General features: G+C 70.8%; 25 protein-coding genes and 1 riboswitch. Of the genes, 5 read left to right on the top strand and 20 right to left on the bottom strand.

Features of this window, described 5'->3' with window-relative positions; all coding sequences use genetic code 11:
* Position 1 precedes the first annotated feature (1 nt).
* Positions 2–751: a 1-(5-phosphoribosyl)-5-[(5-phosphoribosylamino)methylideneamino]imidazole-4-carboxamide isomerase gene (gene hisA, locus J2X21_RS14175; protein WP_310329659.1), complete on the top strand. Its 750-nt coding sequence runs from the start codon at positions 2–4 to the stop codon at positions 749–751.
* A 4-nt stretch (positions 752–755) separates the two neighbouring features.
* On the opposite strand, the gene J2X21_RS14170 is transcribed toward hisA, so the two are convergent.
* A complete protein-coding gene (locus J2X21_RS14170) occupies positions 756–1340 on the bottom strand; it encodes a CHRD domain-containing protein (protein ID WP_310329656.1) in 585 nt (194 codons plus the stop codon).
* Positions 1341–1453: 113 nt separating this feature from the next.
* Between J2X21_RS14170 and hisF the strand changes: the two genes are divergently transcribed.
* Genes hisF through J2X21_RS14150 form a run of 4 tightly spaced genes read left to right on the top strand, consistent with a single transcriptional unit; the run spans position 1454 to position 3523 of the window.
* A complete protein-coding gene (hisF, locus tag J2X21_RS14165; protein WP_310329655.1) occupies positions 1454–2215 on the top strand; it encodes an imidazole glycerol phosphate synthase subunit HisF in 762 nt (253 codons plus the stop codon).
* Positions 2216–2220: 5 nt separating this feature from the next.
* Positions 2221–2772, top strand: coding sequence for a 16S rRNA (guanine(966)-N(2))-methyltransferase RsmD (rsmD, locus tag J2X21_RS14160; RefSeq protein WP_310329654.1), 552 nt, complete (start codon positions 2221–2223; stop codon positions 2770–2772).
* Positions 2769–3266 (top strand): pantetheine-phosphate adenylyltransferase, encoded by a 498-nt coding sequence (coaD, locus tag J2X21_RS14155; protein ID WP_310329653.1) that lies wholly within the window; start codon positions 2769–2771, stop codon positions 3264–3266. Before rsmD ends, coaD begins: the two co-directional genes overlap by 4 nt.
* A 2-nt stretch (positions 3267–3268) precedes the next feature.
* Positions 3269–3523, top strand: a complete 255-nt coding sequence (locus J2X21_RS14150) for a YfhL family 4Fe-4S dicluster ferredoxin (protein ID WP_310329652.1) — start codon at positions 3269–3271, stop codon at positions 3521–3523.
* Here the strand turns inward: J2X21_RS14150 and J2X21_RS14145 are convergent.
* The 19 genes from J2X21_RS14145 to J2X21_RS14055 form a co-directional block, all read right to left on the bottom strand.
* The gene (locus tag J2X21_RS14145; RefSeq protein WP_310329651.1) at positions 3516–4571 is read right to left on the bottom strand and encodes a S1/P1 nuclease; all 1056 of its coding nucleotides are present in this window, start codon (positions 4569–4571) and stop codon (positions 3516–3518) included. The genes J2X21_RS14150 and J2X21_RS14145 overlap by 8 nt on opposite strands.
* 10 nt (positions 4572–4581) lie before the next feature.
* Positions 4582–6024 (bottom strand): cobyric acid synthase, encoded by a 1443-nt coding sequence (locus J2X21_RS14140; protein WP_310329650.1) that lies wholly within the window; start codon positions 6022–6024, stop codon positions 4582–4584.
* Positions 6021–6998, bottom strand: a complete 978-nt coding sequence (locus tag J2X21_RS14135) for an aminotransferase class I/II-fold pyridoxal phosphate-dependent enzyme (protein WP_310329649.1) — start codon at positions 6996–6998, stop codon at positions 6021–6023. The genes J2X21_RS14140 and J2X21_RS14135 overlap by 4 nt, the downstream gene beginning before the upstream one ends.
* Positions 6995–7903, bottom strand: a complete 909-nt coding sequence (gene cbiB, locus J2X21_RS14130) for an adenosylcobinamide-phosphate synthase CbiB (RefSeq protein WP_310329646.1) — start codon at positions 7901–7903, stop codon at positions 6995–6997. The genes J2X21_RS14135 and cbiB overlap by 4 nt, the downstream gene beginning before the upstream one ends.
* Positions 7903–8235, bottom strand: a complete 333-nt coding sequence (locus J2X21_RS14125; RefSeq protein ID WP_310329643.1) for a DUF1636 family protein — start codon at positions 8233–8235, stop codon at positions 7903–7905. The genes cbiB and J2X21_RS14125 overlap by 1 nt, the downstream gene beginning before the upstream one ends.
* The gene (gene cobO, locus J2X21_RS14120) at positions 8235–8804 is read right to left on the bottom strand and encodes a cob(I)yrinic acid a,c-diamide adenosyltransferase (protein ID WP_310329640.1); all 570 of its coding nucleotides are present in this window, start codon (positions 8802–8804) and stop codon (positions 8235–8237) included. The genes J2X21_RS14125 and cobO overlap by 1 nt, the downstream gene beginning before the upstream one ends.
* Positions 8794–9465 carry a 5,6-dimethylbenzimidazole synthase gene (gene bluB / locus J2X21_RS14115; protein ID WP_310329639.1) on the bottom strand — a complete coding sequence of 224 codons (672 nt, stop codon included), beginning with the start codon at positions 9463–9465 and terminating at the stop codon, positions 8794–8796. Before bluB ends, cobO begins: the two co-directional genes overlap by 11 nt.
* 10 nt (positions 9466–9475) lie before the next feature.
* A complete protein-coding gene (gene cobN / locus J2X21_RS14110) occupies positions 9476–13423 on the bottom strand; it encodes a cobaltochelatase subunit CobN (RefSeq protein WP_310329636.1) in 3948 nt (1315 codons plus the stop codon).
* Entirely contained in the window at positions 13420–13752 is a 333-nt protein-coding gene (locus tag J2X21_RS14105) for a DUF2149 domain-containing protein (RefSeq protein WP_310329634.1), read from the bottom strand. Before J2X21_RS14105 ends, cobN begins: the two co-directional genes overlap by 4 nt.
* A gap of 151 nt (positions 13753–13903) precedes the next feature.
* Positions 13904–14365, bottom strand: coding sequence for a MotA/TolQ/ExbB proton channel family protein (locus J2X21_RS14100; protein ID WP_310329632.1), 462 nt, complete (start codon positions 14363–14365; stop codon positions 13904–13906).
* Positions 14362–15660: a cobyrinic acid a,c-diamide synthase CobB gene (locus J2X21_RS14095; protein WP_310329630.1), complete on the bottom strand. Its 1299-nt coding sequence runs from the start codon at positions 15658–15660 to the stop codon at positions 14362–14364. The genes J2X21_RS14100 and J2X21_RS14095 overlap by 4 nt, the downstream gene beginning before the upstream one ends.
* A 73-nt stretch (positions 15661–15733) precedes the next feature.
* On the bottom strand, positions 15734–16501 hold the full coding sequence (locus tag J2X21_RS14090) for an ABC transporter ATP-binding protein (protein ID WP_310329628.1): 768 nt from the start codon (positions 16499–16501) through the stop codon (positions 15734–15736).
* Entirely contained in the window at positions 16498–17490 is a 993-nt protein-coding gene (locus J2X21_RS14085; protein WP_310329626.1) for a FecCD family ABC transporter permease, read from the bottom strand. The genes J2X21_RS14090 and J2X21_RS14085 overlap by 4 nt, the downstream gene beginning before the upstream one ends.
* The gene (locus J2X21_RS14080) at positions 17490–18404 is read right to left on the bottom strand and encodes an ABC transporter substrate-binding protein (RefSeq protein WP_310329624.1); all 915 of its coding nucleotides are present in this window, start codon (positions 18402–18404) and stop codon (positions 17490–17492) included. The genes J2X21_RS14085 and J2X21_RS14080 overlap by 1 nt, the downstream gene beginning before the upstream one ends.
* Before the next feature lie 2 nt (positions 18405–18406).
* A complete protein-coding gene (gene cobU, locus J2X21_RS14075) occupies positions 18407–18970 on the bottom strand; it encodes a bifunctional adenosylcobinamide kinase/adenosylcobinamide-phosphate guanylyltransferase (RefSeq protein ID WP_310329621.1) in 564 nt (187 codons plus the stop codon).
* Between the two features lie 13 nt (positions 18971–18983).
* Complete coding sequence (locus J2X21_RS14070; RefSeq protein WP_310329617.1) at positions 18984–20852, bottom strand: TonB-dependent receptor domain-containing protein; 1869 nt, start codon at positions 20850–20852, stop codon at positions 18984–18986.
* A gap of 76 nt (positions 20853–20928) precedes the next feature.
* Positions 20929–21162, bottom strand: a riboswitch (cobalamin riboswitch).
* Entirely contained in the window at positions 21158–21571 is a 414-nt protein-coding gene (locus tag J2X21_RS14065) for a hypothetical protein (RefSeq protein ID WP_310329613.1), read from the bottom strand. It overlaps the preceding riboswitch by 5 nt.
* Entirely contained in the window at positions 21568–22200 is a 633-nt protein-coding gene (pth, locus tag J2X21_RS14060) for an aminoacyl-tRNA hydrolase (RefSeq protein ID WP_310329610.1), read from the bottom strand. The genes J2X21_RS14065 and pth overlap by 4 nt, the downstream gene beginning before the upstream one ends.
* Before the next feature lie 77 nt (positions 22201–22277).
* A complete protein-coding gene (locus tag J2X21_RS14055) occupies positions 22278–22901 on the bottom strand; it encodes a 50S ribosomal protein L25/general stress protein Ctc (protein ID WP_310329607.1) in 624 nt (207 codons plus the stop codon).
* Positions 22902–22950 lie beyond the last annotated feature (49 nt).

The following is a 22950-nucleotide window of genomic DNA, read 5'->3' as shown; positions in this document are numbered from 1 at the left end:
CATGCTGCTGATCCCTGCCATCGACCTGAAAGACGGTCGCTGCGTCCGCCTCAAGCAAGGCGACATGAACGACTCCACCACCTTCGGCGAAGACCCCGCCGCGATGGCCCGCCGCTGGGTGGATGCCGGCGCGCGGCGTCTGCACCTGGTGGACCTGAACGGCGCGTTTGCGGGCAAGCCCGTCAACGAGCCGGCCATCAAGGCCATCATCAAGGAGGTGGGCGACGAGATCCCCATCCAGCTGGGCGGCGGCATCCGCGACCTCGACACCATCGAGCGCTACCTGGACGATGGCCTCAGCTACGTCATCATCGGCACGGCCGCGGTGAAGAACCCCGGCTTCCTGAAAGACGCCTGCAGCGCCTTCGGCGGCCACATCATCGTGGGCCTGGACGCGAAGGACGGCAAGGTCGCGACCGACGGCTGGAGCAAGCTGACCGGCCATGAAGTCATCGATATGGGCCAGAAGTTCCAGGACTACGGCGTCGAAGGCATCATCTACACCGACATCGGCCGCGACGGCATGCTGACGGGCATCAACATCGAGGCCACCGTCAAGCTGGCCCAGGCGCTGACCATCCCCGTCATCGCGTCGGGTGGCCTGTCCGACATCGCCGACATCGAGCGCCTGTGCGCGGTGTTCGGCGAAGGCGTCGAAGGCGTCATCTGCGGCCGCTCCATCTACACCGGCGCGCTGGACTTCGCAGCCGCCCAGGTGCGCGCCGATGAACTGATGGCGGCGGCTGACTGAAGCTTCAGCTCGGGCGGCGGCGCTTCGCGAGAGCGAGCACGCCCAGGCCTGCCAGCATCAGCGCGTAGGTTTCGGGCTCGGGCACCGCGGTCACGAACGCGCGGATCTCGCCGCCGGGGAACGTGTTGGTGTGGATGTTGAAGTAGGCCTGGCCGGATGCGAGGTTGCTGATGAGCCGGGCTTCCGCTGCCGCCGCGGTGCCGCCGCTGGCGGTTCGGAAGGTATTGCCGTATTGCGTGGGGTCGGTCAGGTCAATGATGCGGCTGTAGGAGCCGGCCGAGCCGCCCAACGGAAATCCCGGCAGCATGGTGCCGCCGTCAGCCAGGGCGACACCCGCCGTGCCGGTGTTGGGCGCAGCGGTACAGCAATGGATATGGGCGTTGGTCGTCAACCCCGACAGCCCCGCCCAGGTTGCCTGGATCAGCAACGTGTGGCCATCGCTGTCGTACTCCAGCGCCAACGTACCCGATCCGGTCGCGCCCAGCGCTTCCGCACTGAAGCTGCCGGCGAAGTAGGTCGTGTGTGCCGACGCTGTCGCCGATGCGAGCAGGAGCGTGGCCGAGAGCAGGGTCGAGGAAGCAAGTCTCATCGTCGTCTCCGTGGTGTGGGTTGTGAACCTGCGATTGGGCGCCGCACCCCCAGCGCTGAGAACCCCCTAACCATCGAAGGAATAATCCAGGCTCGTCCCCTGTTTCAGCTGCCATGCTCGCCAAACGCATCATTCCCTGCCTCGACGTCACCGCCGGCCGCGTGGTCAAGGGCGTCAATTTCGTGGGCCTGCGCGACGCGGGCGACCCGGTGGACATCGCCGCGCGCTACAACGAGCAGGGCGCGGATGAACTGACCTTCCTGGACATCACCGCCACCAGCGACGGCCGCGACCTGATCCTGCACATCATCGAAGCGGTGGCTTCCCAGGTCTTCATCCCGCTGACGGTGGGCGGCGGCGTGCGCGCCGTGGCCGATGTGCGGCGGCTGTTGAACGCCGGTGCCGACAAGGTCAGCTTCAACTCCGCAGCCGTGGCCGACCCCGAACTGATCCGGGCCGCCAGCGACAAGTACGGCGCGCAGTGCATCGTCGTGGCCATCGACGCCAAGCGCCGCGCCGATGGCAGCGGCTGGGATGTCTACACGCACGGTGGCCGCAAGAACGTGGGCCTGGATGCCGTCGAATGGGCGAAGAAGATGGCCGCGTACGGCGCCGGCGAGATCCTGCTGACCAGCATGGACCGCGACGGCACCAAGAGCGGCTTCGATCTCGAACTGACCCGCGCCGTGTCCGAGGCCGTGCCGGTCCCCGTCATCGCCTCGGGCGGCGTGGGCTCGCTGGACGACTTGGCCGACGGCATCACGAAGGGCGGCGCCGACGCGGTGCTGGCCGCCAGCATCTTCCACTTCGGCCAGCACACCGTGGGCGAGGCGAAGGCGCTGATGGCGGCGCGTGGAATCCCTGTCCGCCAGTAATCGCCGTGGGTGAAATCCGCATCATCGGCGGCCAGTGGAAGCGCTCCAAGCTGCCCGTGCCTGACGCCCCCGGCCTGCGCCCCACGTCCGACCGCATCCGCGAGACGCTGTTCAACTGGCTCGGCCAGACGCTGACCGGCTGGCGCGTGCTGGATGCCTTTGCCGGCAGCGGCGCTTTAGGTTTCGAGGCGGCGTCGCGGGATGCTGCCGAGGTCGTGCTGGTGGAGCGTGATGTGAAGCTGGCCGCCGGCCTGCGCGCCAGCGTGCAGCGGCTGAAGGCCACGACGATGAAGGTCCACGCGGCCGATGCGCTGCCCTGGATGCGCGCCGCGCCACGCGGCAGCTTCGATCTCATCCTTCTGGACCCGCCGTTCGCCGCCGACCTGTTCGACCAGGCCCTGGCCGCGGCGCAGCCACTGCTGGCCGAGGGCGGCCTGATCTACGTCGAATCGCCGCACGAGATCGCCGCGCCTGCCGGATTCACCGCGTGGCGCGAAGGGCGGGCCGGGGCCGTGCACTACCGGCTTTTGCGCGCAGAGGACAATCCAGCCCTATGACCTCCCGCACGCAGATCACCGCGATCTACCCCGGCACCTTCGACCCCATCACGCTGGGGCACGAGGACCTGATGCGCCGCGCCGCCGGCATGTTCGAGCGCCTCGTGCTGGCGGTGGCCGTTGGCCACCACAAGAAGACCATGTTCACGCTGGACGAGCGCCTGGCCATGGCGCAGGAAGTCGCGGCGTCGCTGGGCAATGTGGAGGTGTTCGCCTTCGACGGCCTGCTGCGCGATTTCGTGCGCACGCACAGCGGCCGCGTCGTCGTTCGCGGCCTGCGCACCGGCGGCGACTTCGAATACGAGTTCCAGATGGCCGGCATGAACCGCAAGCTCATGCCCGAGGTCGAGACCATCTTCCTGACGCCCGGCGAGAAGCACCAGTACACGTCCAGCACCTTCGTGCGCGAGATCGCGACGCTGGGCGGCGAGGTGGCCGAGTTCGTGCCGCCCGGCGTGTTGGCGCGCTTGAACGAGAAGTTCAAGGGGAACTGATCATGGCGTTGATGATCACCGACGAATGCATCAACTGCGACGTCTGCGAACCCGCCTGCCCGAACAACGCGATCTCGATGGGCGAGGAGTTCTACAAGATCGCGCCCGACAAGTGCACCGAGTGCGTGGGCCACTTCGACGAGCCGCAGTGCGTGATGCTGTGCCCGGTGGCCTGCATTCCGGTCAACCCGGCGCATGTCGAGACGCGTGAGACGCTGATGCAGAAGTACCAGCGCCTGACCGCTGCGGCTAGTTAGCCAGCACCGCCTTCAGCACCTGCGCCAGCCGCGCGCCCGCGATGGTCAGCTGTTGCCGCTTGATCGCATCAGCCCGGGCGCCGTAGCCGCCGGGCAGGTGGACGTTCCAGTGGTCGCCCTGGCGGGCCGAGAACTTCAGGCCGTCGAAGGCCAGGCGCGCCTGTTCCAGTGACTGCGTGGCCCAGCGAGCCGGCCAGTCGGTCGGTTCGCCCGTGTTGGGGTGGATCTTGCGCGCCTCGGCCAGCCAGGCAGCGTCCACGCGGGCGGGCTTGAACCTGGCGGGCACGCCGTCCCAGACGGTGTGCATCCTGACCGGCCCGAACCCGGCCGTGACCGGCGCGGCGCCCGATGGCGGCCGGGCCGGCGCGGGCGGCTTGGCGGCGATCAGCCACAGGCTGTTGCCGCCCACGGTGAAGGTGTCGCGCTGGAAGCCGGTCTTGTCGGGGTCCACGCGCCGGCCCAACTCGTCGAGGTAGACCGAGCCCACATGCAGCGGCTGGTGCAGGTCGCCGACCAGGTGGGTCAGCACGATCAGCGCCTCGCGCGGGCTTCTGAAGTTGGGCGGGCCGGACGTCGGCTGGCCTTGCAGCACCAGGATGGCCTGTCGCAGCGCGCCCACCACGTCGTCCGCGCGCGTGCCGACAAAGCCTTGCACGTAGCGGCTGCGTTGCAGCGCGATGTCGGCGTAGTGCGTCTGGCGGTGGCAGCTGTCCTCGTCCAGCCCGACGTGGCATTGCCGGTCGTTGCGGCGCACGTAGTCGGCCATCTCGGCGATGCGCGCGGGCGTCTCCAGCGGCGCGCACTCGGGGTATTTGCCGGGCGAGGGGTAGGTGTAGTCCTGGCTGGGCGAGATGCCCTTCACGCAGTCGGCCCAGATGGACGCCTGCTGCAGCGTCATGTCGCCCAGCAGCGCCTGCACGCGGGCCTCGGCGGCCGTTCCCTTCAGCAGTCCGGCGGCGATGGTGGCAACGGTCTGGTGGCCATCGGGCCCCCAGGCGTGGGCCAGCAGGGGGAAGGCGGTGAAGGCGAGGGCGAGCAGGCGGCGCATGCCGCCATTCTCAGTCGATCAGGCCCGCGATCCTGCCCGCCTGGAAATGCAGGTCGATGAAGTCGGCCAGGCCGTCGAACACCGAGTCCAGCGGCCGGCCAGTCTGGCCGAACAGCGCCTGCAGCACGGCCGGCTGCTCGAACAGGCCGTGCGCATAGACGCCCAGCACGCGGCCCGCCTGCCAGCCGATCGCGTCGCCCGCCGCATTGCGCAGCGCGACCTGCGGCGGCGGCAGGCCCGCGTGCGGCTGCGTGCGGCCGTGGCGGATCTCGTAGCCCCCGGCCTGCACGCCGGCCAGCGCGGCCCAGGGTCCGTCCGTCGCGTCGAAGCGCAGCGCTGTGTTCTGCAGCAGCTTCTCGGGCTCGAAGGCCGTCACCAGCGGCAGCAGGCCCAGGCCCGGTGCATTGCCGTCCACGCCGTGCGTGTCGATCAGCGCCTCGCCCAGCATCTGCAGGCCGCCGCAGATGCCCAGCACGCGGCCGCGGTGGGCGTTGATGGCGAGGTCCAGCTTCTGCGCGCGCAGCCAGGCCAGGTCGGCCGTGGTGGCCTTCGAGCCGGGCAGGATGATCCAGTCCGCGCCTTGCAGGTCGCGCGGCTCGCGCGCCCACGACAGGCGCACGCCGGGCAGCTGGCGCAGCGGCTGGAACTCGTCGAGGTTGGAGATGCGCGGGTAGGCGATGACGGCAATGCGCAGGCCTTCGCCGGTGCTGGCGTCGTCAAACACGCCGTCCTCCTCGGGCAGGCCGTGGCCACGCCACATCGGCAGCGTCGCGATGGTGGGCACGCCGGTCAGGCGCTGCAGCTGCTCGGGGCCGGGCGCCAGCAGGCCGGCGTCGCCGCGGAAGCGGTTCAGCACAAAGCCCTTGACCTGCGCGCGCACGTCCTCCGGCATCAGCTGGTGCGTGCCGTACAGGTGGGCGAAGGCACCGCCGCGGTCGATGTCCGTGACCAGCAGGCAGGCCGCGTTGGCGTCGCGCGCGGTGCCCAGGTTCACGTAGTCGGTGGGCGACAGGTTGATCTCGGCCGGCGAGCCCGCGCCCTCGATGACCACCACGTCGTTCTCGCGCAGCAGCTCATGCAGCGCCGCGCGGGCGCGCGGCTTCAGCAGCGCGCTGCGCTCGCGCCACGGCAGCCGTGACAGCTCCTCGTCCACCTGGCCCAGCACGACGACCTGGCTGCGCGTGTCGGCCTCGGGCTTGAGCAGCACGGGGTTCATGCGCACCTCGGGCACGCGGCGCGCGGCCAGCGCCTGGAAGTACTGCGCGCTGCCGATCTCGCCCATCAGCCCGTTCAGGCCCGGCACGACCCGCGCGTTGTTGCTCATGTTCTGCGCCTTGAACGGCGCGACCTTCAGGCCCTGCCGCGCATACCAGCGGCACAGCGCGGTGGCCAGCCAGCTCTTGCCGGCGCCGCTGGTGGTACCCAGCACCATGACCGCTTTTCCTCGGCTCATGAATCTTCTCCCTCGATTTCAAGCAGCGCCTGCTGCAAGGCCTGCTGCGCGGTGGGCGGCTGGGCCGACACGCGCACCCAGCCTTCCAGCCCGAACGAGCCTGCATCCCGCACGCGGATGCCGCGCTCGCGCAGCCGCAGCGCGTAGTCGGGCCGTGGGGGGCGGGCCAGCCAGAAGTTGGTATGGCTGGCCTCTTGGTGCCAGTCCAGGTCCGCCAGCATCGCGCGTTGCGCGGCGGTCCAGCCGCGCAGCGTCGCGCGGGCATCGGCCAGCCAGGCCTGCGTTTCGTCATCCAGCCAGTGCGTCAGCATCGCGACGCCCTCGCTGGAGAGCACCCAGCTGGGCGCCAGCGACAGCGCCTGCGCCCAGACATCATCGGCCGCCGACGCGATGGCGTAACCCGCGCGTATGCCGGTCAGGCCCAGCGCCTTGTTGGGGCAGATGAGCTGCCAGGCGCCGGGTGGCATTGCGGGGGCCGCGCCCTCCAGGCGCAGCGGCTCGTAGGCACGGTCGACGATGACCAGCGCGTCCAGTGCCGGCCAGGCCGCGATGCTGTCGCCGGTGGGGTTGCAGGGCTCGCAGATCCAGACGACGGCGGGCGCCGTGGGGCGGATGTCGGCGGGCCGGGCATAGGGCTTCACGGCCAGGCCCAGGGCCTGGGCGGCGAGCGCGTAGTCGCCAAAGCCGGGCTGCGGCACCCACACCTCGCGGCGGCCGGCGAGCAGGGCGGCCAGCGTCAGCCGGCGTATGCCCTCGGCGCCGCCGGCGGTCGGCAGCACCAGCTCCGCGTCACCGAGCCGCCGGCGCAGCGCGCGGTAGCTGGGGTCGGGGTAGGCGTGGCGGTCGGCGCGCAGCACGGCGGCCAGCAGTGCGGGCGGCGGGCCCAGTGGGCTGGCGTTGGTGGAGAAGTCGAAGGCCGCGGCCGGCCCGTCGTCGGGGCCGCCGTGTTCGGGCAGCAAGGGGGTGTGGGTCATGTCCTCAGCATGTAGGCCAGCAGCGCCAGCAGCGCGCCACCGGCGACGACAGCATGCCGCGCCACGGCGCGTGCGGCGTGCAGGTCGTCGGGCGAGGGCTGCCGGCCGTCGGCGTGCAGCACATAGACGCCCGGCTTGCCCAGCCGCAGACCCAGCCGCAGCGCCATCGCCGCCATCGGCCAGCCGCTGTTGGGCGACGGCGTGCGGCGGGCTTCGTGCCACAGCCGCAGCGTGGGCCAGGTGATCAGCAGCGCCGTCAGCCGCGCGGGGATCCATGACAGCGCATCGTCCGCGCGCGCGGCCCATTTGCCGCTCCATTCGCGCTCGTCGCGGTAGCCCCACATCGCGTCGGCCGTGTTCGCGAAGCGGTAGATGGCCGCGCCGGGCAGGCCCGCGATGGCGAACCAGAACAGCGGTGCGATGACCGAGTCGTTCAGGTTCTCGGCCAGCGTCTCGATGGCGGCCTCGCGCACTTCGGTGGCGCTCAGCTGGGACGTGTCGCGGCTGACGAGGCGGGACAGCCGCGCCCGCCCGGCGTCCAGCGACTCGCGCAGCGCCGTCTCCACGGCCATCGCCTCGTCGGCCAGCATGCTCCAGGCCAGCAGCGGCTTCAGCAGCAAGCCGATCAGCACGGCCGCGGCGGCCAGCCGCCAGGGCGACAGCCAGGGCTCAAGCCGCAGCAACACCTGGCCCTCCAGCCACAGCGCGATGAAGGCGACGAGCGCAGCCCCCAGCAGCCAGGCCAGCGCACCGGCCACAAAGGCCAGCGGCGCGGGCAGCCGGGTCAGCTTGAACCAGCCCAGATAGCGCCCCATGCCGACGACAGGATGCATCCAGCTGGGCGGCTCGCGGAGACGGTCCACCAGCAGGGCCACGAGCAGGGCCAGGGGCAGCAGCAGGCTCATCACAAGGGAGGCAGCCGCGCCAGCAACCCGGTCTTCAGACAGGCGGGGCGGCGGCTCCAGGCCAGCAGGCCGTCGCCGGGTTCGGCGTGCTGCGTGGCGACGTCCAGCAGCGCGTTGACGCTGACCTCATCCGGCGCCAGCTGCCCGAACAGATAGCTGTGCTTGCCCGCGCCTTGCAGCGCCGCCGTGCAGCTCTGCTTGCAGGCCGCAAGACAGGCCTGGCCGCGAATGGCCAGCGGCAGGTCCCGCGCCAGCGCCTCGTTCTCGACGGCCTCCAGCAGCCGCTGGCCCTGGCCGTCGTTGCACGTCGTGCAAACCGTCAACACGCTCATCAGTCTTCAATGCCGCGCTGCGCCGGCACGCCGGCCTTGTAGTGGTGCTTGACCAGCGTCATCTCGGTCACCGTGTCCGCGAGTTCAATCAGCTCGGCCGGCGCACCGCGGCCCGTCAACACCACGTGCACATGCGAGGGGCGCTCGCGCAGGCAGGTCAGCACCTGCTCCAGCGCCAGCCAGCCATAGCGCAGCGGATACATGATCTCGTCCAGCACGACGAGGAAGTGGTCGCCGCTGCGTATGGTGGCCTCGGCGCGCGCCCAGCCTTCGCGCGCCAGCTCGGCGCTGTGATCCAGGTCCTTGCTCTTCCACGAGAAGCCGTCGCCCAGGCCGATGATGGGCACGCCCAGCTGCTCGAACACGCGGTGCTCGCCGAAGCGGGCGCTGGGCACCTTCATGAATTGATAGATCAGCACCGGCTTGCCGCGGCCGTGGGCGCGCAACGCCAGGCCGAAGGCCGCGGTGCTCTTGCCCTTGCCGTTGCCGGTGTGCACCAGCACCAGGCCGCGCCGCTGGCCGGTGGGGATGACGCGCTCGCGGTCGACGGGGGGCTTTTCAATCTCCATCTCGGTTCTCACTCCAGAAGTCCTGCATCACCATCTCGCTCAACAGCCGGCCCTGGCGCCAGCCCTGTTGCTCCAGCATGGGCGCCTCGTAGAAGCGCTCCACCGGCCCCAGGCACAGCAGGCCCAGCGGCTGCGCGCCCGTGGGCAGGCGCAGCAGCTCGGCCAGCGGCGCGGGCTCGATCATCGACACCCAGCCCAGGCCCAGATTCTCGGCACGTGCCGCCAGCCACAGGTTCTGCACCGCGCAGCCGGCGGAACATAACGCCATTTCGCGTGGCAGCGTGCGCCGGCCGAACACGGTGCCGTCGTCCGGCGGCAGCACCAGCGCCAGCAGCTCGGCGCAGTCGCGCAGGCCTTCCACCTTCAGGCGCAGGAACTCGGCGCCGCGCTCGCCCAGCGCGACGGCGGTGGCCTGGCGCTCGGCTTCCACCAGCGCGGCGATGCGCTCGCGCCGTGCGGCGTCGGCGATGCGGATGACGCGCCAGGGCTGCATCAGGCCGACCGATGGCCCCTGGTGCAACGCCCTCAGCAGCCGCTGCAGCTGCGCGTCGGGCACCGTGTGGCCCGGCTTGAAATGGCGCGTGTCACGGCGCAGCGCGATGGCGCGGTAGACCGCGTCGCGCTCGGTGGCGTCGAAGGCGTACTGGGCTTCGCTGCTCATCGTCGGTTTGTCATGCAGTGGTGACCCGGTCGGGGCGACGGCGGTGGTGCTGCCAGGCCGCCCCCAGGCTCATCAGCAGCGCCATCGCGACCCAGGCAAGGGCTTGCGAGAGGCGGTCGGCCAGCGGCGCGGCAGGGGTGGCTTGCTGCGGCTGGCGTTCCAGCAGCAGGCCGCGTGGTGGGGGCGGTGGCTCGGCCGGTGCCGGTGCGGCGGCCTGCGGCGCGGGCGGCATGATCTCGCGCACCGGCGCCAGCGTCTGCTCGGCCGCCCACTGGCGCACGCCGGACAGCTCCTGGTGCAGCGGCGCGTCGCGCGTCAGCGTGCGGTAGGTGGAGGCCAGCTGCTCGCGCGTGGCGGCGTCGGGCTTCCAGTAGCCCAGGCGCTGGGCCTGGATCATGCGTTCCAGCGCTTGCGCGTAGGCCTGCTTGTTCTGCGTCAGCCATTGCGGCAGGCCGAGGTTCTGCTTGTCGCGCACGAGGTTGTCGAACAGGCTTTGCCAGTGGTCGGGTCGCACCGTCTCGGGTGCGATGGCCTGCCAGCCGAAGGTGTACTGCACGGCCTTCAGCACCTGCAGCGTGCCGGCCCAGCCCTCGGCCTGCTGGGCCTTCAGCCAGCCAGGGTGCAGATAGCGCGATTGCATCTCCATCGCGATGCCGCGCGTGGCGCTCTCGGTGTGGGTTTCGCTGGCGTCCTGCAGCTGGCTGACGTGCAGCGTCAGGCCCTGCTTGCGGCCGGCTGCGCGTGCCGCGGCGGACAGGCCGCCCAGGTACTGGAAGGGGTCGTCCGAGCTGAGCATGGAATACAGGTGCGAGCTGCGCGACATCAGCGCCGCGTCGCTGCGCTTGAGGTGCTCGCCCAGTGCCTGCGCGGCCGCGGCGGGGCGGGACAGCTTCAGCGGCTCGCCGTTGACATAGGGCTGGCTCATGCGCTGCAGGAACAACTGGCCCAGCCGCGCGTCGCCGGCCTTCAGGCCGTCGGCCTGCGCGGCCTCGGCGATGCCGGTGCCGTAGTCGCCCGTCGCATTGCCGAACACCCGCGCGCGGCCCAGCGCCTGCGCCTCGGCGGTGGGCAGGCCCTTGCGGCGCAGCTCGGTGGCCACGGCGGCACTGTGGCGCGCGATGCCGCCTTCGGGCTCCGCCTTGGACACGGCCGCGACGGCCTGGTCCAGCAGGTTCATCAGCGCGGGGAACTGGTCGCGGTAGGAGCCGGTGATGCTGAGCAGCACATCCACGCGCGGGCGGCCGTCCTTCAATCCGGTTGCGGGCAAGACCTTCACGCCGGTGGGCCGGCCGCTGTCGTCCCAGACAGGCGCCACGCCCAGCGCCACCAGCGCCTGTGCCTCCATCAGCCCCTGGTGGCGCAGCGTCTCGCCGGCCCACAGGCTCAATGCCAGCCGGGTCGGTGCCTGTCCTTGGGCCGCCTGCTCGGCATACCAGACCTCGAACAGCGTCTTGGCGACTTCGTAGGCTTGTTTGGTCGGCAGGCGGTTGGGGTCCAGGCCGGCAAGGTTGCGGCCGGTGGGCAGGCTGTCGGGGTTGCGCAGCGGGTCGCCGCCATAGGCCGCGGTCAGGAAGCGGCCGTCCAGCGCGGCCAGCAGGCCGGGCAGCTCGCCTTCGGTGGCGAGGCGCCGTTTCAGTTCTTGCGCGCGCTCGGCGAGCTTCAGCAGCGCGGGGGTGTCGATGGGCTTGCGGGCGGCGCGGTTGGGCACGTAGCCGTCGGGTTCCGGCGGCCTCAGGTCGAGAACGCTGGCCGCCTGCGCGTCCTTCAGCGCGACCTCCAGCCAGCGCCCAGGGCGCGACGTGGCCACGCGTGTGTGGTCGATCAGAAAGGCCTCGTCGATGTCCTCCCCCAGCGCGTCGATCAGTGGCTGGCGCAGCATCTGCAGGATGGTGGTGCGGCGCGCGGCCACGGCGGGCACCTGTCCGAACACGGACAGGCCCTGCGGCTGCGAGCTTTGCGCCAGGCGGTCCAGCCAGGGGTGCAACAACTCCAGGAAACCGGTGAAGTCCGCCGCGATCTGCTCGGCCGTCCAGCCCAGGTCGCGGTGCAGCTGGTGCTCGACGAACTGCGCCACCATCTGCCGCTCCAGCGCCTGGCGCGTGGGGCCGGCGTCCACGGTCTCCCATTCGTGCATCAGCTCGTGCATGTGGGCCATGCGCGCGTTGAAGCCGGCCGGTGCGAAGCTGGGTGTGCGGTGACTCACCATCACGGCGCGACCGCGGCGCTTGGCGGTCAGGCCTTCGCCGAGGTTGTCGACGATGTAGGGGTAGATGACCGGCACGTCGCCCAGCGGCAATAGCGCCTCGTCCATCACGTCCAGCGCACGCAGCTTGCCGGGCGCCCATTCCTGCGTGCCGTGCGTGCCGAAGTGGATCAGCGCATCGGCCTGCCGGCGTGCCCACAGGTAGGTGGCCAGGTAGTGGTGCGACAACGGCGTCTTGCTCTTGTGCATGAACGGGTCTTGCCCGCGCTTGAGCGTCTCCTCGCGCGGCGGCTGCGGCAGCACGCTCAAGTTCCCGCGCTGCAACCGCGGAATGACGAAGACCTTGCGGCCCTGGTGCTCGATGACGTAGCGGCTGCTGGCCGGCGCGCCCCACTGGGCCTGGATGCGCTGGCGCAGCGCTGCGGGCAGCGTGGCGAACCAGGCTTCGTAGTCGGCCACCGGCAGCGCAGCGGCTTGATCGGCGGCGAGCAGTGCGCGCAGGTCGGCGCTGGGGTAGTAGGCGGCGATCAGCGGCTTCAGCTGGCTGATCCACTGCTCTTCAGCCAAAGGCTGCACGCGGTAGCCGGTGCGCAGCAGGCCTTGCGACACGGTCTCCAGGCTGCGCGGCACGTTCAGGAAGCTGGCGCCGAAATGGTCACCACCGGGCGGGTAGTTGTAGACAAAGGCCACCAGCTGCTTGTCGGCCACTGGCTTGTTCTGCAGTGCGATCAGGTGCTTCGCTTTGCCGATGACCGCATCCGCCTGGCGGGCGATCAGCCGCGGTTCGCGGCCGCGCTCGCCGTGGGCCACGACCAGCAACGGGTCGATGGCGCCGGCGCCTTCGGGCTGGGCAAAGTAGAAGGGCAGGTCGCTCATGCCCAACCCCGTGTCGCTCGCTTCCCAGCCGGCGGCGGGGCCGGCGCGGTAGGGCAGCGTCTGCAGCACGGGCACGCCCCAGCGCTCGAACAGCGGCTGCAGCGCGCCGGCCTGCGGCAGCAGCGCGTGGTTGACGATGATGCTGGCGAAGGGCTTGCCGCCGGGCAGCTCCATCAGCGGCGCGAGCGACTCGCCGGCCAGGTGGGAACTGAACACGGCATAGGCGAACAGGCCTTGCGCTTCGAAGCGTCGCAGCCAGTCGTCCAACCAGCCGGTGGCGCCCTGCACGAAGTGGTAGCGGTGCAGCGGCAGCGCGACGGCCGGGCGGTTGCCGGCAAGGCGTGCCAGGTCTTTTGCGTTGGCGACGAGATGCTGTGGGCCGGGCAGGTCGGGGTGGTAGAGGCCGCGCTGCGGCAGCAGCGCCGGTGCGGGCAGGCTGTCGGGCGCGGTGCCCGTCAGCAGCGCAAACGCGGCGCGCGTGTTGGCCACACCACCCGCCTGCAGATAGGCGCGCAGGCTGCGGTTGCCAGCCGCGGGTTCGCCGGCCGTCACCCAGGTGGCGGGCTTGCCGGCGCGCGTGACGGCGTCGCCGACCAGGCTTTGCAGCTTGGCTTCGACGCTGGCATGCGGCGCGTCGATCCAGACGGTCTGTGCGGCCTTCAGCGCCTGCTGCAGCTCGCGGGTCTGAGCATCGTCCAGCGACGTGGTGCGCAGCGGGTAGTCCAGCGACTTCACGGTGATGCCCGCGGCGGCCGCCTCACGCTCGATCAGCGCATGGCGGGTCTGCGGCGTCACGTCCAGCGTGATCCACAGCAGTTGGGCGGCGTGCGCGGTCATCGCCGCCAGCGCGAGGGCTGCGCCAAGAAGGAAGCGCCTCAAGGCTTGGCGGTGCCGGCGTTCTCTTCCGGCACGTAGATGATGTTGCCGTCCTTCAGCTTGTAGGCCACGCCGGCGCGCACGCCCTGGCCTTCGCTGCTGCCGCCGTTGCCCTTGTAGCGGACCTCCTGGCCCTTCTCGCGCACGACGATCTCCATGTCGGGCTCGCCGGGGCGCTTGATGATGGTGACGTTCTCGTCCGCCGTGGCCTGCTGCTGCAAGGCCACGGCCGTCAGTAGCGCGACGACCAGCACGAGGAACACGTCCACCAGGTTGACGGCCGACAGCATGGGGTCGTCGTCTTCCTCGTTGAGGATGGACAGGTGTTTCATGCGCGCGCTCCCAGGCGAGGCGGGTTGTTCGGGCCGAGCGCCGGGCCGCTCCCAAGCCGGCCCGTCTGGCGATGTGCGTGCCGGTCGATCCGGCACGCATCGCCGTCCCCTCGGGGGACCGGCCAAGGTACGCCTTGGACGAGGGGCTCACTCATACGGCGCCTCGCGTGGCGCGGATGCTCACCAGCTCGGCCATCAGCCAGCGGCGCTTGAAGGAGTACGCGACCAACCCGATGGCCGCGGCGGCCAGCGCCAGCACGACGCCGGCGAACGCGCTGCTGAACACTGCCAGCGCCTGCTGGCCTTGGCCGGCGGCCACGCTCTGCAGTGCGGGGCCCAGTGGCACCATCGTCGCGATCAGGCCCAGCAGCGGGCTCACGCGGCCCAGCAGCCGCAGCGGCTCCAATTGGTGCAGCACATGCAGCTCGATCTCCTCGTCCGCCTTGTCCTGATGCCCAGCCAGCGCGCGGTAACCGGGCTTGCGGCGCTGCAAGGCCTCCATCAGCGTGGCGCCCGCCACCCACAGCGAGTAGACGAAGCTGCAGGTCACGAGGATGAGCACGGGCCACAGCAGGGCCTGGGCGATGTGGGCGAAACCTTGTTCGAGCATCATGCGGGGGCGTTCAGGAAGAAGGCCGCGACGGCCTGCGGGTTGGACGGGAAGTAGTGATGCAGGTAGCTCGCGCGCAGCGAGCCCTGCTGGTACAGCGCCTCGGCGGCCTTGCCACCGTTGGGGTTGGTGGCGCGCGCCAGCGGCTGCAGCGGCGTGTCCAGCGTCGAGTAATGGAAGGTGTGGCCGCGCAGCGGACCTTCGGGCCAGTCGATGCTTTGCAGGCCCAGCGCCGCGAGGCGCGGCTGCACGTGCGCTCGGCCCGGCATCAGGCCGGCCATGCGATGGGCCTTGCCGGCGGCGTCGGTCAGCTCGTCCAGCAGCGCCAGCATGCCGCCGCATTCGGCCAGCAAGGGCTTGGCCGCAGCCACTTGTGCCGCCAGCGCGGCGGCCAGCGTCGGGTGGCTGCGCAGCGTCTCGGCATGCAGCTCGGGGTAGCCGCCGGGCAGCCAGGCAGCGTCGCAATCGGGCAGTGGCTCATGGCGCAGCGGCGAGAAGAAGCGCAGCTCAGCGCCAAGCTCGCGCAACAGGTCCAGGTTCGCCGGGTAGATGAAGCCGAAGGCCGCGTCGCGCGCGATGGCGATGCGCCGGCCCTGCAGCAGCGGCGGCAGCGGCGGCTCGAGCTCGGCGTGGAACTCCACCGGGCAGAAGGCCAGGCCCGGCCGCAGCGCGGCCTCCCAGGCGTCGGCCCAGGCGTCCAGCTGCGCGTCCAGCTCCGGCTGCTCCAGCGCCTGCACCAGCCCCAGGTGGCGCTCCGGCAGGCTCAGCTGAGGCTGGCGCGGCAGCGCGGCGATCAGCGGCAGGTCGGCCGGCAGGCCTTCCAGCAGCATGCGGCCGTGCCCCGGGCTGCCGACGCGGTTGGCAATGACACCGGCGTGATGAACGTCGGCGCGGAAGCGCTGCAGGCCCGTGGCCAGTGCGGCGAAGGTCTGCGCCATGGACGATGCATCGATGACGCAGACCACCGGCAGGCCGAACGTGGCCGCCAGGTCGGCGCTGCTGGGGTTGCCGTCGAACAGCCCCATGACGCCTTCGACGAGGATGAGGTCGGCCTCACGCGCGGCCTCGGCCAGCAGCTGCTGGCAATGCGCAAAGCCTCCCATGAACAGGTCCAGCTGATAGGCGGGGCGGCCGCTGGCGCGTTCGAGTATGCCGGGGTCCAGGAAGTCGGGCCCGGTCTTGAACACGCGCACGTGCTTGCCGCGGCGCGCATGCGAGCGCGCGATGGCGGCGGTCACGCTGGTCTTGCCCGAACCGGACGACGGCGCGCTGATGAAGAGGGCGGGGCAGGAGGTCATTGGGGCACCCTTCGGCCTGCGGCCTGTCCCGCCGGGCGGAAGCGAACTTGCTTGGAGCGGTCCGGCGCGGCGTTCATGCGTTCAACGCGACCCAGCGGTCGCCGATCTGGAAGATGGACAGCCGCTGCTGGAACACCTGCTGCAGCGCCGTGTGCGTGGCGGTGTCGTGCGGCGCGCCCTGGTGGACGATGCGGCCGGCGTCCATGACGACGACACGGTCGGCCTGCAGCGCGATGTTCAGCTCGTGCAGCACCGACACGACGGTGCAGCCGTCGGCGACGCGCTGGCGCACGATGTGTACCCAGTCGCTCTGGTGCGGCGGGTCCAGGTGGGCCAGCGGTTCGTCCATCAGCAGCAGCGGCGACTCGACGGCCAGCGCGCGCGCCAGCAGCACGCGCTGGCGCTCGCCGCCCGACAGCTGCGCCAGCGGCCGTGCGCGCCAGTCCCAGCTCTGCGTCTGGCGCATCGCGCGCTCCACGGCGGCGTGGTCCGCGGCGCTGGCCGGGGCCAGCCAGGCCTGGTGCGGCAGGCGGCCCAGCATGGCGACGTCCAGCGCGGCCAGTTCGTCGGCGCTGGTCTCGTTCTGGCCCAGCCACGCGAGCTGGCGGGCGCGTTCGCGGGCGGGCCATTGGTCCCACGCGCGGCCTTGCAGCTGCAGCGTGCCGTCGAAGGGCAGCAGGCCGGCCAGCGCGCGCAGCAGCGTGGACTTGCCGGCGCCGTTGGGGCCGACGACGGCCGTCCATGCGCGCAGCGGCGGCGCGATCTGCAGCGCATGCAGGATAGGCGTGCCGCCCAGGCGCAGCTCGCGCAGATCCAGCGTCAGCAGCGGTGCGGCGCTCATCGCACGCCTCCGCGCACATTGCGCCGGTGCATCAGGTAGAGCAGATAGCTGCCGCCCAGCAGCGCCGTGATGATGCCGACCGGCAGCTCCTGCGGCGCAATGACCCAGCGCGCGCCGATGTCGGCCGCCAGCAGCAGCATGCCGCCGGCCAGCGGGCTGAGCAGCAGCAGCGTGCGGTGCGTGATGGCACCGCAGCTGCGCACCAGGTGTGGCGCGACCAGGCCCACGAAGGCCACCAGCCCGCATTGCGCGACGGCCGCACCCGTGGCCAGCGCCAGCACGGCGATCAGCAGCAGCCGCACCAGCGGCAAGCGAACGCCCAGCGAGCGCGCGGTGGCTTCGCCCAGGCTCAAAGCATCCAGCGTGCGGCTGCAGCCCAGGGCCACCAGCATGCACAGCAGCAGCGCGGCGGCCATGATCTGCACGGCGCTCCAGCCCACATAGCCGGTGCTGCCCAGCATGAAGGCCTGCATGGCCCGCATGATGTCGGGGTTCATCAGCGTCAGCAGTGCCGAGCCCGAGCCCAGCACCACGCCGACGACGACGCCGGCCAGCAGCAGCCGCAGCGTCTGCTCCACGCCGCGCGCCAGTACCAGCGTCAGCAGCACGGCGCCCACCGCGCCGACAAAGGCCGCGCCGGTCATGCCCACGCGCAGCGCCAGCGCCGTGGCGGCGGGCGACAGGCCCATCGCGAACAGCAGCATCGCCACGCCCAGCGACGCGCCGGCCGAGCAGCCCAGCAGATAGGGGTCGGCCAGCGGGTTGCGGAACAGGCCTTGCGCCACGGCACCGGCCAGCGCCAGCAGCGCGCCGGCCGTCCACGCGCCCAGCGAGCGCGGCGCGCGGATGTCCCACAGGATCATGGACATCGTCGGGTCGGCGTTCAGCCAGGGGCTCCAGCCCGTGCTGCCTATGGCCAGCCCCAGTGCCAGCAGCGCGGCGCTGCCCAGCAGCAGCGCGACCAGCCAGAGTCGGTGGCGAGCGGTCATCAGCGCATGCCGCCGGGCGGCGCGTTGAACGGCGTCGTCGGCAGCGGCACCGGGCCCGCAGCCGCTTGCCGCAGGCAGCGCGCCATCAGCGCGGCGGCCTCGCCCATGCGCGGGCCGGGGCGCACCAGCACGTCGGATTCGTTGGGCACCCAAACGCAGATCTTCTGTTGCTTCACGGCGCGTATGCCGCCCCAGCCGGGGCGCTGCGGCAGACCCGACGCGCTGCGCTGGCCCACCATGATGAGCTGCGGGTCGGCGCGCACGACGAACTCGGGGTTCAGCTTGGGGAAGGGCCCCAGCTCGGCCGGCACGATGTTCTTCGCGCCCAGGCGCTCCAGGATCTCGCCGATGAAGCTGGCGCGGCCGGCCGCGTAGGGCGCGGCGTCGACCTCGTAGTAGACGCGCAGCGCGCGTGCCGCCGGCGGCAGCTGCTGCGCGTGAAAGGAGATGGCGCCGTCGATGCGATTCCAGATGCGCCGCGCGTCGTCGGGCTTGCCCAGCACCTGGGCTACCTTGCCCAGCACGCGCTGCACGTCGCCCATGCTCCGGGGCTCCAGCGCGACGACCTTGAGGCCCAGCGCCTCCAGCCGGTCGATGACGCGGGCCGACACGCCCAGCAGCACGACGTCGGGCTTCAGCGCGACCAGCGCCTCGATGCTGGTGTCGTCCAGCCCGCCCAGCTTGGGCAGCGCGGCAGCGCTGGCCGGGAAGTTGGAGAAACGGTCCACGCCGACGAGCTTGGCGCAGTCGCCCAGCTCGCAGACGGTCTCGGTCAGCGAGGGCAGCAGGCTGACGATGCGCTTGGGCACGCCGGGCAGCGTGACGGTCGCGCCGCGGTCGTCCTGGACCGTGACGGGCGCGGCCGAGGTCAGGCCCGTCAGCGCGAGCAGGGTGGTCGCAAGAATCAATCGCATCGTCATTCTTTGTCTTCCTTTTCCACCGCTCGGGTCCAGGCCTGGCCGGCCACCATCAGCGTCAGCTTGCTGCAGCGGCTGGCCACGGCCTGGTTGAGCCGGCCCAGCTCGTCCACATAGAAGCGCGCCTCGCGCGACATGGGGGTGACGCCCCAGCCCACCTCGTTGGACACGAACAGCACGGGCGACTGCAGCGCGGGCAGCGCGTCCAGCAGCGCCTGGCGCTCGGCCTGCCAGCCGGCCAGGTCGGGTTGGCCGTCCATGGGCATCAGCCAGTTGGTCAGCCACAACGTCAGGCAGTCCACCAGCAGCAGCCGGCCGGGGGCCGCCGCATCACGCAGTGCCGCCGTCAGCGCCAGTGGCGCCTCGACGGTGGCAAAGCCCGCCGGCCGGTCGGCGCGGTGCTGGGCGATGCGGGCCTGCATCTCCGTATCAAACGCCAGCGCCGTGGCGACCACGGTGACGCCGTGCGTGGCGTCGGCGCGCAGCCAGGTCTGCGCCAGACGCTCGGCCTGGCGCGACTTGCCGCTGCGCTGGCCGCCGACGATGAGGTGGTGGCTGGCCATGGCGCGGTCGTCCTTACAGCTGCGGCGTGAAGCGCAGACCCACAAAGACCTGGCGCGGCGAGGCCGCGTAGCTGCGGGCGGTTTCGTAGGCGTGGTCGAACACGTTCTCCACCTTGAACTGGAGGCTCAGCCGGCGCGACATCGCGACTTGCGCGTCCAGATCCAACAGCGTGTAGCCGCCCAGCTTGAAGCCGGTGTTCAGGTTGTCGGTGCGCTTGCTGCTCGCCAGCACCTGGCCGCCCAGCGTCCAGGCGCCGACGTCGGTTTCGGCGCGCAGCGTGCCGTGCGTCTTGGCGCGGCGCGCCAGCAGCTTGCCGTAGTGGGCCGAGGCTTCGTCCACGTCCTTGGGCGCCTGCAGGTCCAGCGTGCCGGACAGCCGCACCGGGCCCAGCACGGTGCCGCCGCGCAGGCTCAGCCCTTGCAGCAGGCCCTCGCTGACGTTGTCGTAGCAGCCATAAGGGCTGGGGCAGGCGCCAGGCACGCTGTAGATGATGAGGTCGCGCACCTGGTTGCGGTAGGCCGTGACGCTGAACTCGTCGCGGCCCGCGGCGTAGTGCAGGCCCAGCTCGGCGTTGCGGCCCTTCTCGGGGCGCAGGCTGGCCTTGCCGCTGTCGGAGAAGCGCTGGTACAGCGACGGCGCGCGGAAGGACGTGCCCACCGACGCCTGCACGCGCCACGCCGCGCCCAGGCGGTAGCCACCGGCCACCGCGCCGGTGCTGACGCCGCCGAACTCGCTGTCGCGGTCGCGGCGGGCATTGAGCTGCAGCGACAGCGGGCCGCTGGCCCAGGTCCAGCCGGCGCCGATGGCGTCCTGGTGGCGCTCGCCATGGCCGGGGCGCGTGGCGGCGATGAGGCCGGTGTTGTCGAGCTGGTCCTCGCGGCGCTCCAGCACGCCTTGCAGCGTGCCAACAGCGCCCAGGTTCCAGCTGCTGTTGAAGGCGTAGGTGCGCACGCGCGTCTTGGTGACGTAGGGGCTGGGCTGGGTCTCGTAGCGCTCGCTGGACTCGCCCACGCTCAGCTCGCTGCGCAGCGCAGGAGTCCATTGCGCGGCCCACGCGACGCGGGTGGCGCGGGTGTCGGAGAGGGTGCGGTCGTCGGTGCGGGCGGTGGCGGTCGAGTCGTACTCGGAGTTGACGTGGCTGCTCAGCGCGCTCAGCTCCACGCGGTGCTCGGCAGCCAGCTGCAGGCCCAGGCGCAGGCTGGCGTTGCGGCTCTGGTAGCCGTCGTCGTCGGGCGTGAAGGTGGCGGTGGCGGGCGTGGGGCGGGCATTGAAGCCGTTGCTGCTTTCGCCGGCTGCGGCCAGCGAGTAGTCCACGATGCCGGTGCGGCCGCTGACGCTGGCGTCCACCTTGGCCAGGCCGCGGTTGCCGATACCCAGTCCCAAGTCGACCACCGGTTTGCCGTCGCCCTTGCGGGTGAAGATCTGAACGACGCCGCCGATGGCGTCGGAGCCGTACAGCGCGCTGGCCGGGCCGCGCACGATCTCGACGCGTTCCACCTGGGCCAGCGGGATCGCGTTCCACGACGCGCCGCTGCTGGCCTGCGAGTCGATGCGCACGCCGTCGATCAGCACGGCGGTGTGGCGGGTGTCGGCGCCGCGCACGAACATGCTGGTGTTGGCGCCCGCACCGCCGTTGCGGATCATCTCGAAGCCCACCTGGCGGCGCAGCAGATCGGCCAGCGAGCCGAAGGCCTGACGCTCGATGTCGTCACGCGTGAGGACGGTCATGTCGGCCAGCACGTCGGACAGCTTCTGCGGCGTGCGCGTGGCGGTAGTGACGACCGTGTCGAGCTTGTTGGTCTGCGCGTGGGTGGACGCTGCCAGCGCGAATGCCGACAGTGCGAGCAGCGGCCGACGGGCCGCGATGAGAGCTTGGGACATGAAGAGGAACGCAAACGAACAACCAGCCGCGCTGACCCCCGCAGCAAGGCTGAAAAACGGCTTGCCGCTGATGGCGCGGCAGGCCCCCTCGTTGGCCGGTATCCGGGCTGATGGACATCCGTTCGACGCCTTCCCGGTGCTGGGCACCAGTGGCTTCTCGGTCGAACAGTGAGGCGCAGGGGCCTCGTCCACTTACCGTTGCGGGGACAGCTCAGGTTAGATCTGCAGTGAAACTGCTCGTCCTCCTGATTCCCGTTGAACTGCACCCGGCTTGGAACCGGGCGCGAGCACCAACGGCGCGCATTCTATCGGCCGGCGTTGGCGACCGGCGGTGGCTTGCGGGGCTTGGCGGTCTGCGGTGGCTTCAGCACCACGACTTGCGGGCTGCTGGCGGGCGGTGGCGGTGGCGGCAGCGTCTGCAGCCCCACATGCTGGCTGCGCATGCGGCGCGCCTCGGCTTCGCTCGCGCGTCGCGCGGAGGCCAAGGCCGCGGCCCGCTTCACGTCGGACAGGTGGCGCTCGCGCGCGGCCTTGCCGTCGGCGGCGCTGGGTTCGTCATAGTCGACGGGCGTGTTGGCGCCGCTGCCGGTGGGGCAGGGCGAGTCGCGCAGGTCGCGGCCCTCGGGGCCGCAGCGATAGACCTGGGCACGCCGCTGCTGGGTCTGGGCGTCGGCGGGCAGCGCGACGCACAGGGCCAGGAGCAGCGGTAACAGCTTCATGGCTGCGGAGTGTCCACCGGCGGCGCCGGTTTGGGGGGCTTGGGCCGTGGCGGCTTGGCGTGAATCTTGGCCAACGCCTTGTCCATCTCGCCGCGCAGCATCAGCTCGACGGCGGCATAGCTCTTCTCGATGCAGTCTTCCACCGCTTGGCGCTCGGCCAGCGGTGGCTTGCGCAGCACGTAGTTGGCGACCTCAGCCTTGTGGCCCGGATGGCCTATGCCCAGCCGCAGCCGCCAGAAGTCGCCGCTGCCGAGCTGGGCGCGCATGTCGCGCAGGCCGTTGTGGCCGCCATCGCCGCCGCCCTTCTTGAACTTCATCTCGCCGGGCGGCAGGTCCAATTCGTCGTGGATGGCCAGGATCTCTTCCGGCGCGATCTTGAAGAAGCGCGCCAGCGCCGCGACGGACTTGCCGGAGACGTTCATGTAAGTCATGGGCTCCAGCAGCCAGATCGGGCCGCTGGCGCCAGGGGCGTTGTTCACGCGCGCGACGAGGCCGTGATAGGCCTTGTCGGGCGACAGGCTCACCTTGAGCCCGCGGGCCAGGCCATCAATCCACCAGAAGCCGGCGTTGTGGCGGGTGTCTTCGTATTCGGCGCCCGGGTTGCCCAGGCCGACAAGCAAGCGAATCATGGGGCGCGATTATCGAGGGCCGCAAAAAGCAAAAGGGCCCCGGAGGGCCCTTTCGGTAGGCAGATGCCAGGCAGGAATTACTTCTTGCCCTTCTTGCCCTTCTTGTCGTCGGCGGCCGGAGCGGCGGCGACAACGATCTCTTCGACCTTGGGCTCAACCGGCGTCGCGATGACGGGGTTGGGCTTGCCGTGCGTGACGACCCTGATGCCCGCGGGGATCTTGATGTCGTTGACGTGCAGCGAGTGACCCTTGGTCAGACCGGAAAGGTCGATCTCGATGAACTCGGGCAGCTGCTGCGCCAGGCAGGTGATTTCCAGCTCGGTGACGACGTGGTTGACCGTGCACTTGTCGGTCTTCACGGCCACGGAGTTCTCTTCACCGATGAAGTGCAGAGGCACCTTCTTCGTGATCTTGGTCGTGCCGTCCACGCGCTGGAAGTCGATGTGCTGGACTTGCGGCTTGTAGGGGTGCATCTGGAAGTCGCGCAGCAGGACTTGCGTGACCGAGCCGTTCAGCTCCATGTCCAGCAGGGAGCTGTGGAAGGCTTCCTTCTTGAGGGCGTGGTACAGCGCGTTGTGATCGATTTCGATCAGAGCGGGCTCACCGGCGCCATAAACAATACCCGGCACCTTGCCGGCCACTCGCAGGCGGCGGCTCGCTCCGGTCCCCTGCAGCTTGCGCTCAAAAGCGACGAACTTCATGGTTTATCTCCAAAAAGAGAAACGGCACCCGCGACCAGGCGCCGTTGAA

It is taken from the genome of Roseateles asaccharophilus (genome assembly GCF_031458115.1).
GTDB lineage: Bacteria > Pseudomonadota > Gammaproteobacteria > Burkholderiales > Burkholderiaceae_C > Pelomonas > Pelomonas asaccharophilus_A.
The sequence above is the reverse complement of the archived record's forward strand: the minus strand, read 5'-3'. Positions and strand labels throughout refer to the sequence as shown.

Bases quoted from the DNA above. Each gene is read 5' to 3' on its own strand.
- J2X21_RS14135 (WP_310329649.1), bottom strand. From the start codon at position 6,998: ATGACCCACACCCCCTTGCTGCCCGAACACGGCGGCCCCGACGACGGG.
- J2X21_RS14150 (WP_310329652.1), top strand. From the start codon at position 3,269: ATGGCGTTGATGATCACCGACGAATGCATCAACTGCGACGTCTGCGAA.
- J2X21_RS14090 (WP_310329628.1), bottom strand. From the start codon at position 16,501: ATGAGCGCCGCACCGCTGCTGACGCTGGATCTGCGCGAGCTGCGCCTG.
- J2X21_RS14140 (WP_310329650.1), bottom strand. From the start codon at position 6,024: ATGAGCCGAGGAAAAGCGGTCATGGTGCTGGGTACCACCAGCGGCGCC.
- J2X21_RS14070 (WP_310329617.1), bottom strand. From the start codon at position 20,852: ATGTCCCAAGCTCTCATCGCGGCCCGTCGGCCGCTGCTCGCACTGTCG.
- bluB (WP_310329639.1), bottom strand. From the start codon at position 9,465: ATGAGCAGCGAAGCCCAGTACGCCTTCGACGCCACCGAGCGCGACGCG.
- hisF (WP_310329655.1), top strand. From the start codon at position 1,454: ATGCTCGCCAAACGCATCATTCCCTGCCTCGACGTCACCGCCGGCCGC.
- J2X21_RS14170 (WP_310329656.1), bottom strand. From the start codon at position 1,340: ATGAGACTTGCTTCCTCGACCCTGCTCTCGGCCACGCTCCTGCTCGCA.
- cobO (WP_310329640.1), bottom strand. From the start codon at position 8,804: ATGGAGATTGAAAAGCCCCCCGTCGACCGCGAGCGCGTCATCCCCACC.
- J2X21_RS14055 (WP_310329607.1), bottom strand. From the start codon at position 22,901: ATGAAGTTCGTCGCTTTTGAGCGCAAGCTGCAGGGGACCGGAGCGAGC.
- J2X21_RS14095 (WP_310329630.1), bottom strand. From the start codon at position 15,660: ATGACCTCCTGCCCCGCCCTCTTCATCAGCGCGCCGTCGTCCGGTTCG.
- coaD (WP_310329653.1), top strand. From the start codon at position 2,769: ATGACCTCCCGCACGCAGATCACCGCGATCTACCCCGGCACCTTCGAC.
- J2X21_RS14065 (WP_310329613.1), bottom strand. From the start codon at position 21,571: ATGAAGCTGTTACCGCTGCTCCTGGCCCTGTGCGTCGCGCTGCCCGCC.
- J2X21_RS14080 (WP_310329624.1), bottom strand. From the start codon at position 18,404: ATGCGATTGATTCTTGCGACCACCCTGCTCGCGCTGACGGGCCTGACC.
- J2X21_RS14085 (WP_310329626.1), bottom strand. From the start codon at position 17,490: ATGACCGCTCGCCACCGACTCTGGCTGGTCGCGCTGCTGCTGGGCAGC.
- cbiB (WP_310329646.1), bottom strand. From the start codon at position 7,903: ATGAGCCTGCTGCTGCCCCTGGCCCTGCTCGTGGCCCTGCTGGTGGAC.
- hisA (WP_310329659.1), top strand. From the start codon at position 2: ATGCTGCTGATCCCTGCCATCGACCTGAAAGACGGTCGCTGCGTCCGC.
- J2X21_RS14145 (WP_310329651.1), bottom strand. From the start codon at position 4,571: ATGCGCCGCCTGCTCGCCCTCGCCTTCACCGCCTTCCCCCTGCTGGCC.
- cobU (WP_310329621.1), bottom strand. From the start codon at position 18,970: ATGGCCAGCCACCACCTCATCGTCGGCGGCCAGCGCAGCGGCAAGTCG.
- J2X21_RS14100 (WP_310329632.1), bottom strand. From the start codon at position 14,365: ATGATGCTCGAACAAGGTTTCGCCCACATCGCCCAGGCCCTGCTGTGG.
- J2X21_RS14105 (WP_310329634.1), bottom strand. From the start codon at position 13,752: ATGAAACACCTGTCCATCCTCAACGAGGAAGACGACGACCCCATGCTG.
- J2X21_RS14125 (WP_310329643.1), bottom strand. From the start codon at position 8,235: ATGAGCGTGTTGACGGTTTGCACGACGTGCAACGACGGCCAGGGCCAG.
- pth (WP_310329610.1), bottom strand. From the start codon at position 22,200: ATGATTCGCTTGCTTGTCGGCCTGGGCAACCCGGGCGCCGAATACGAA.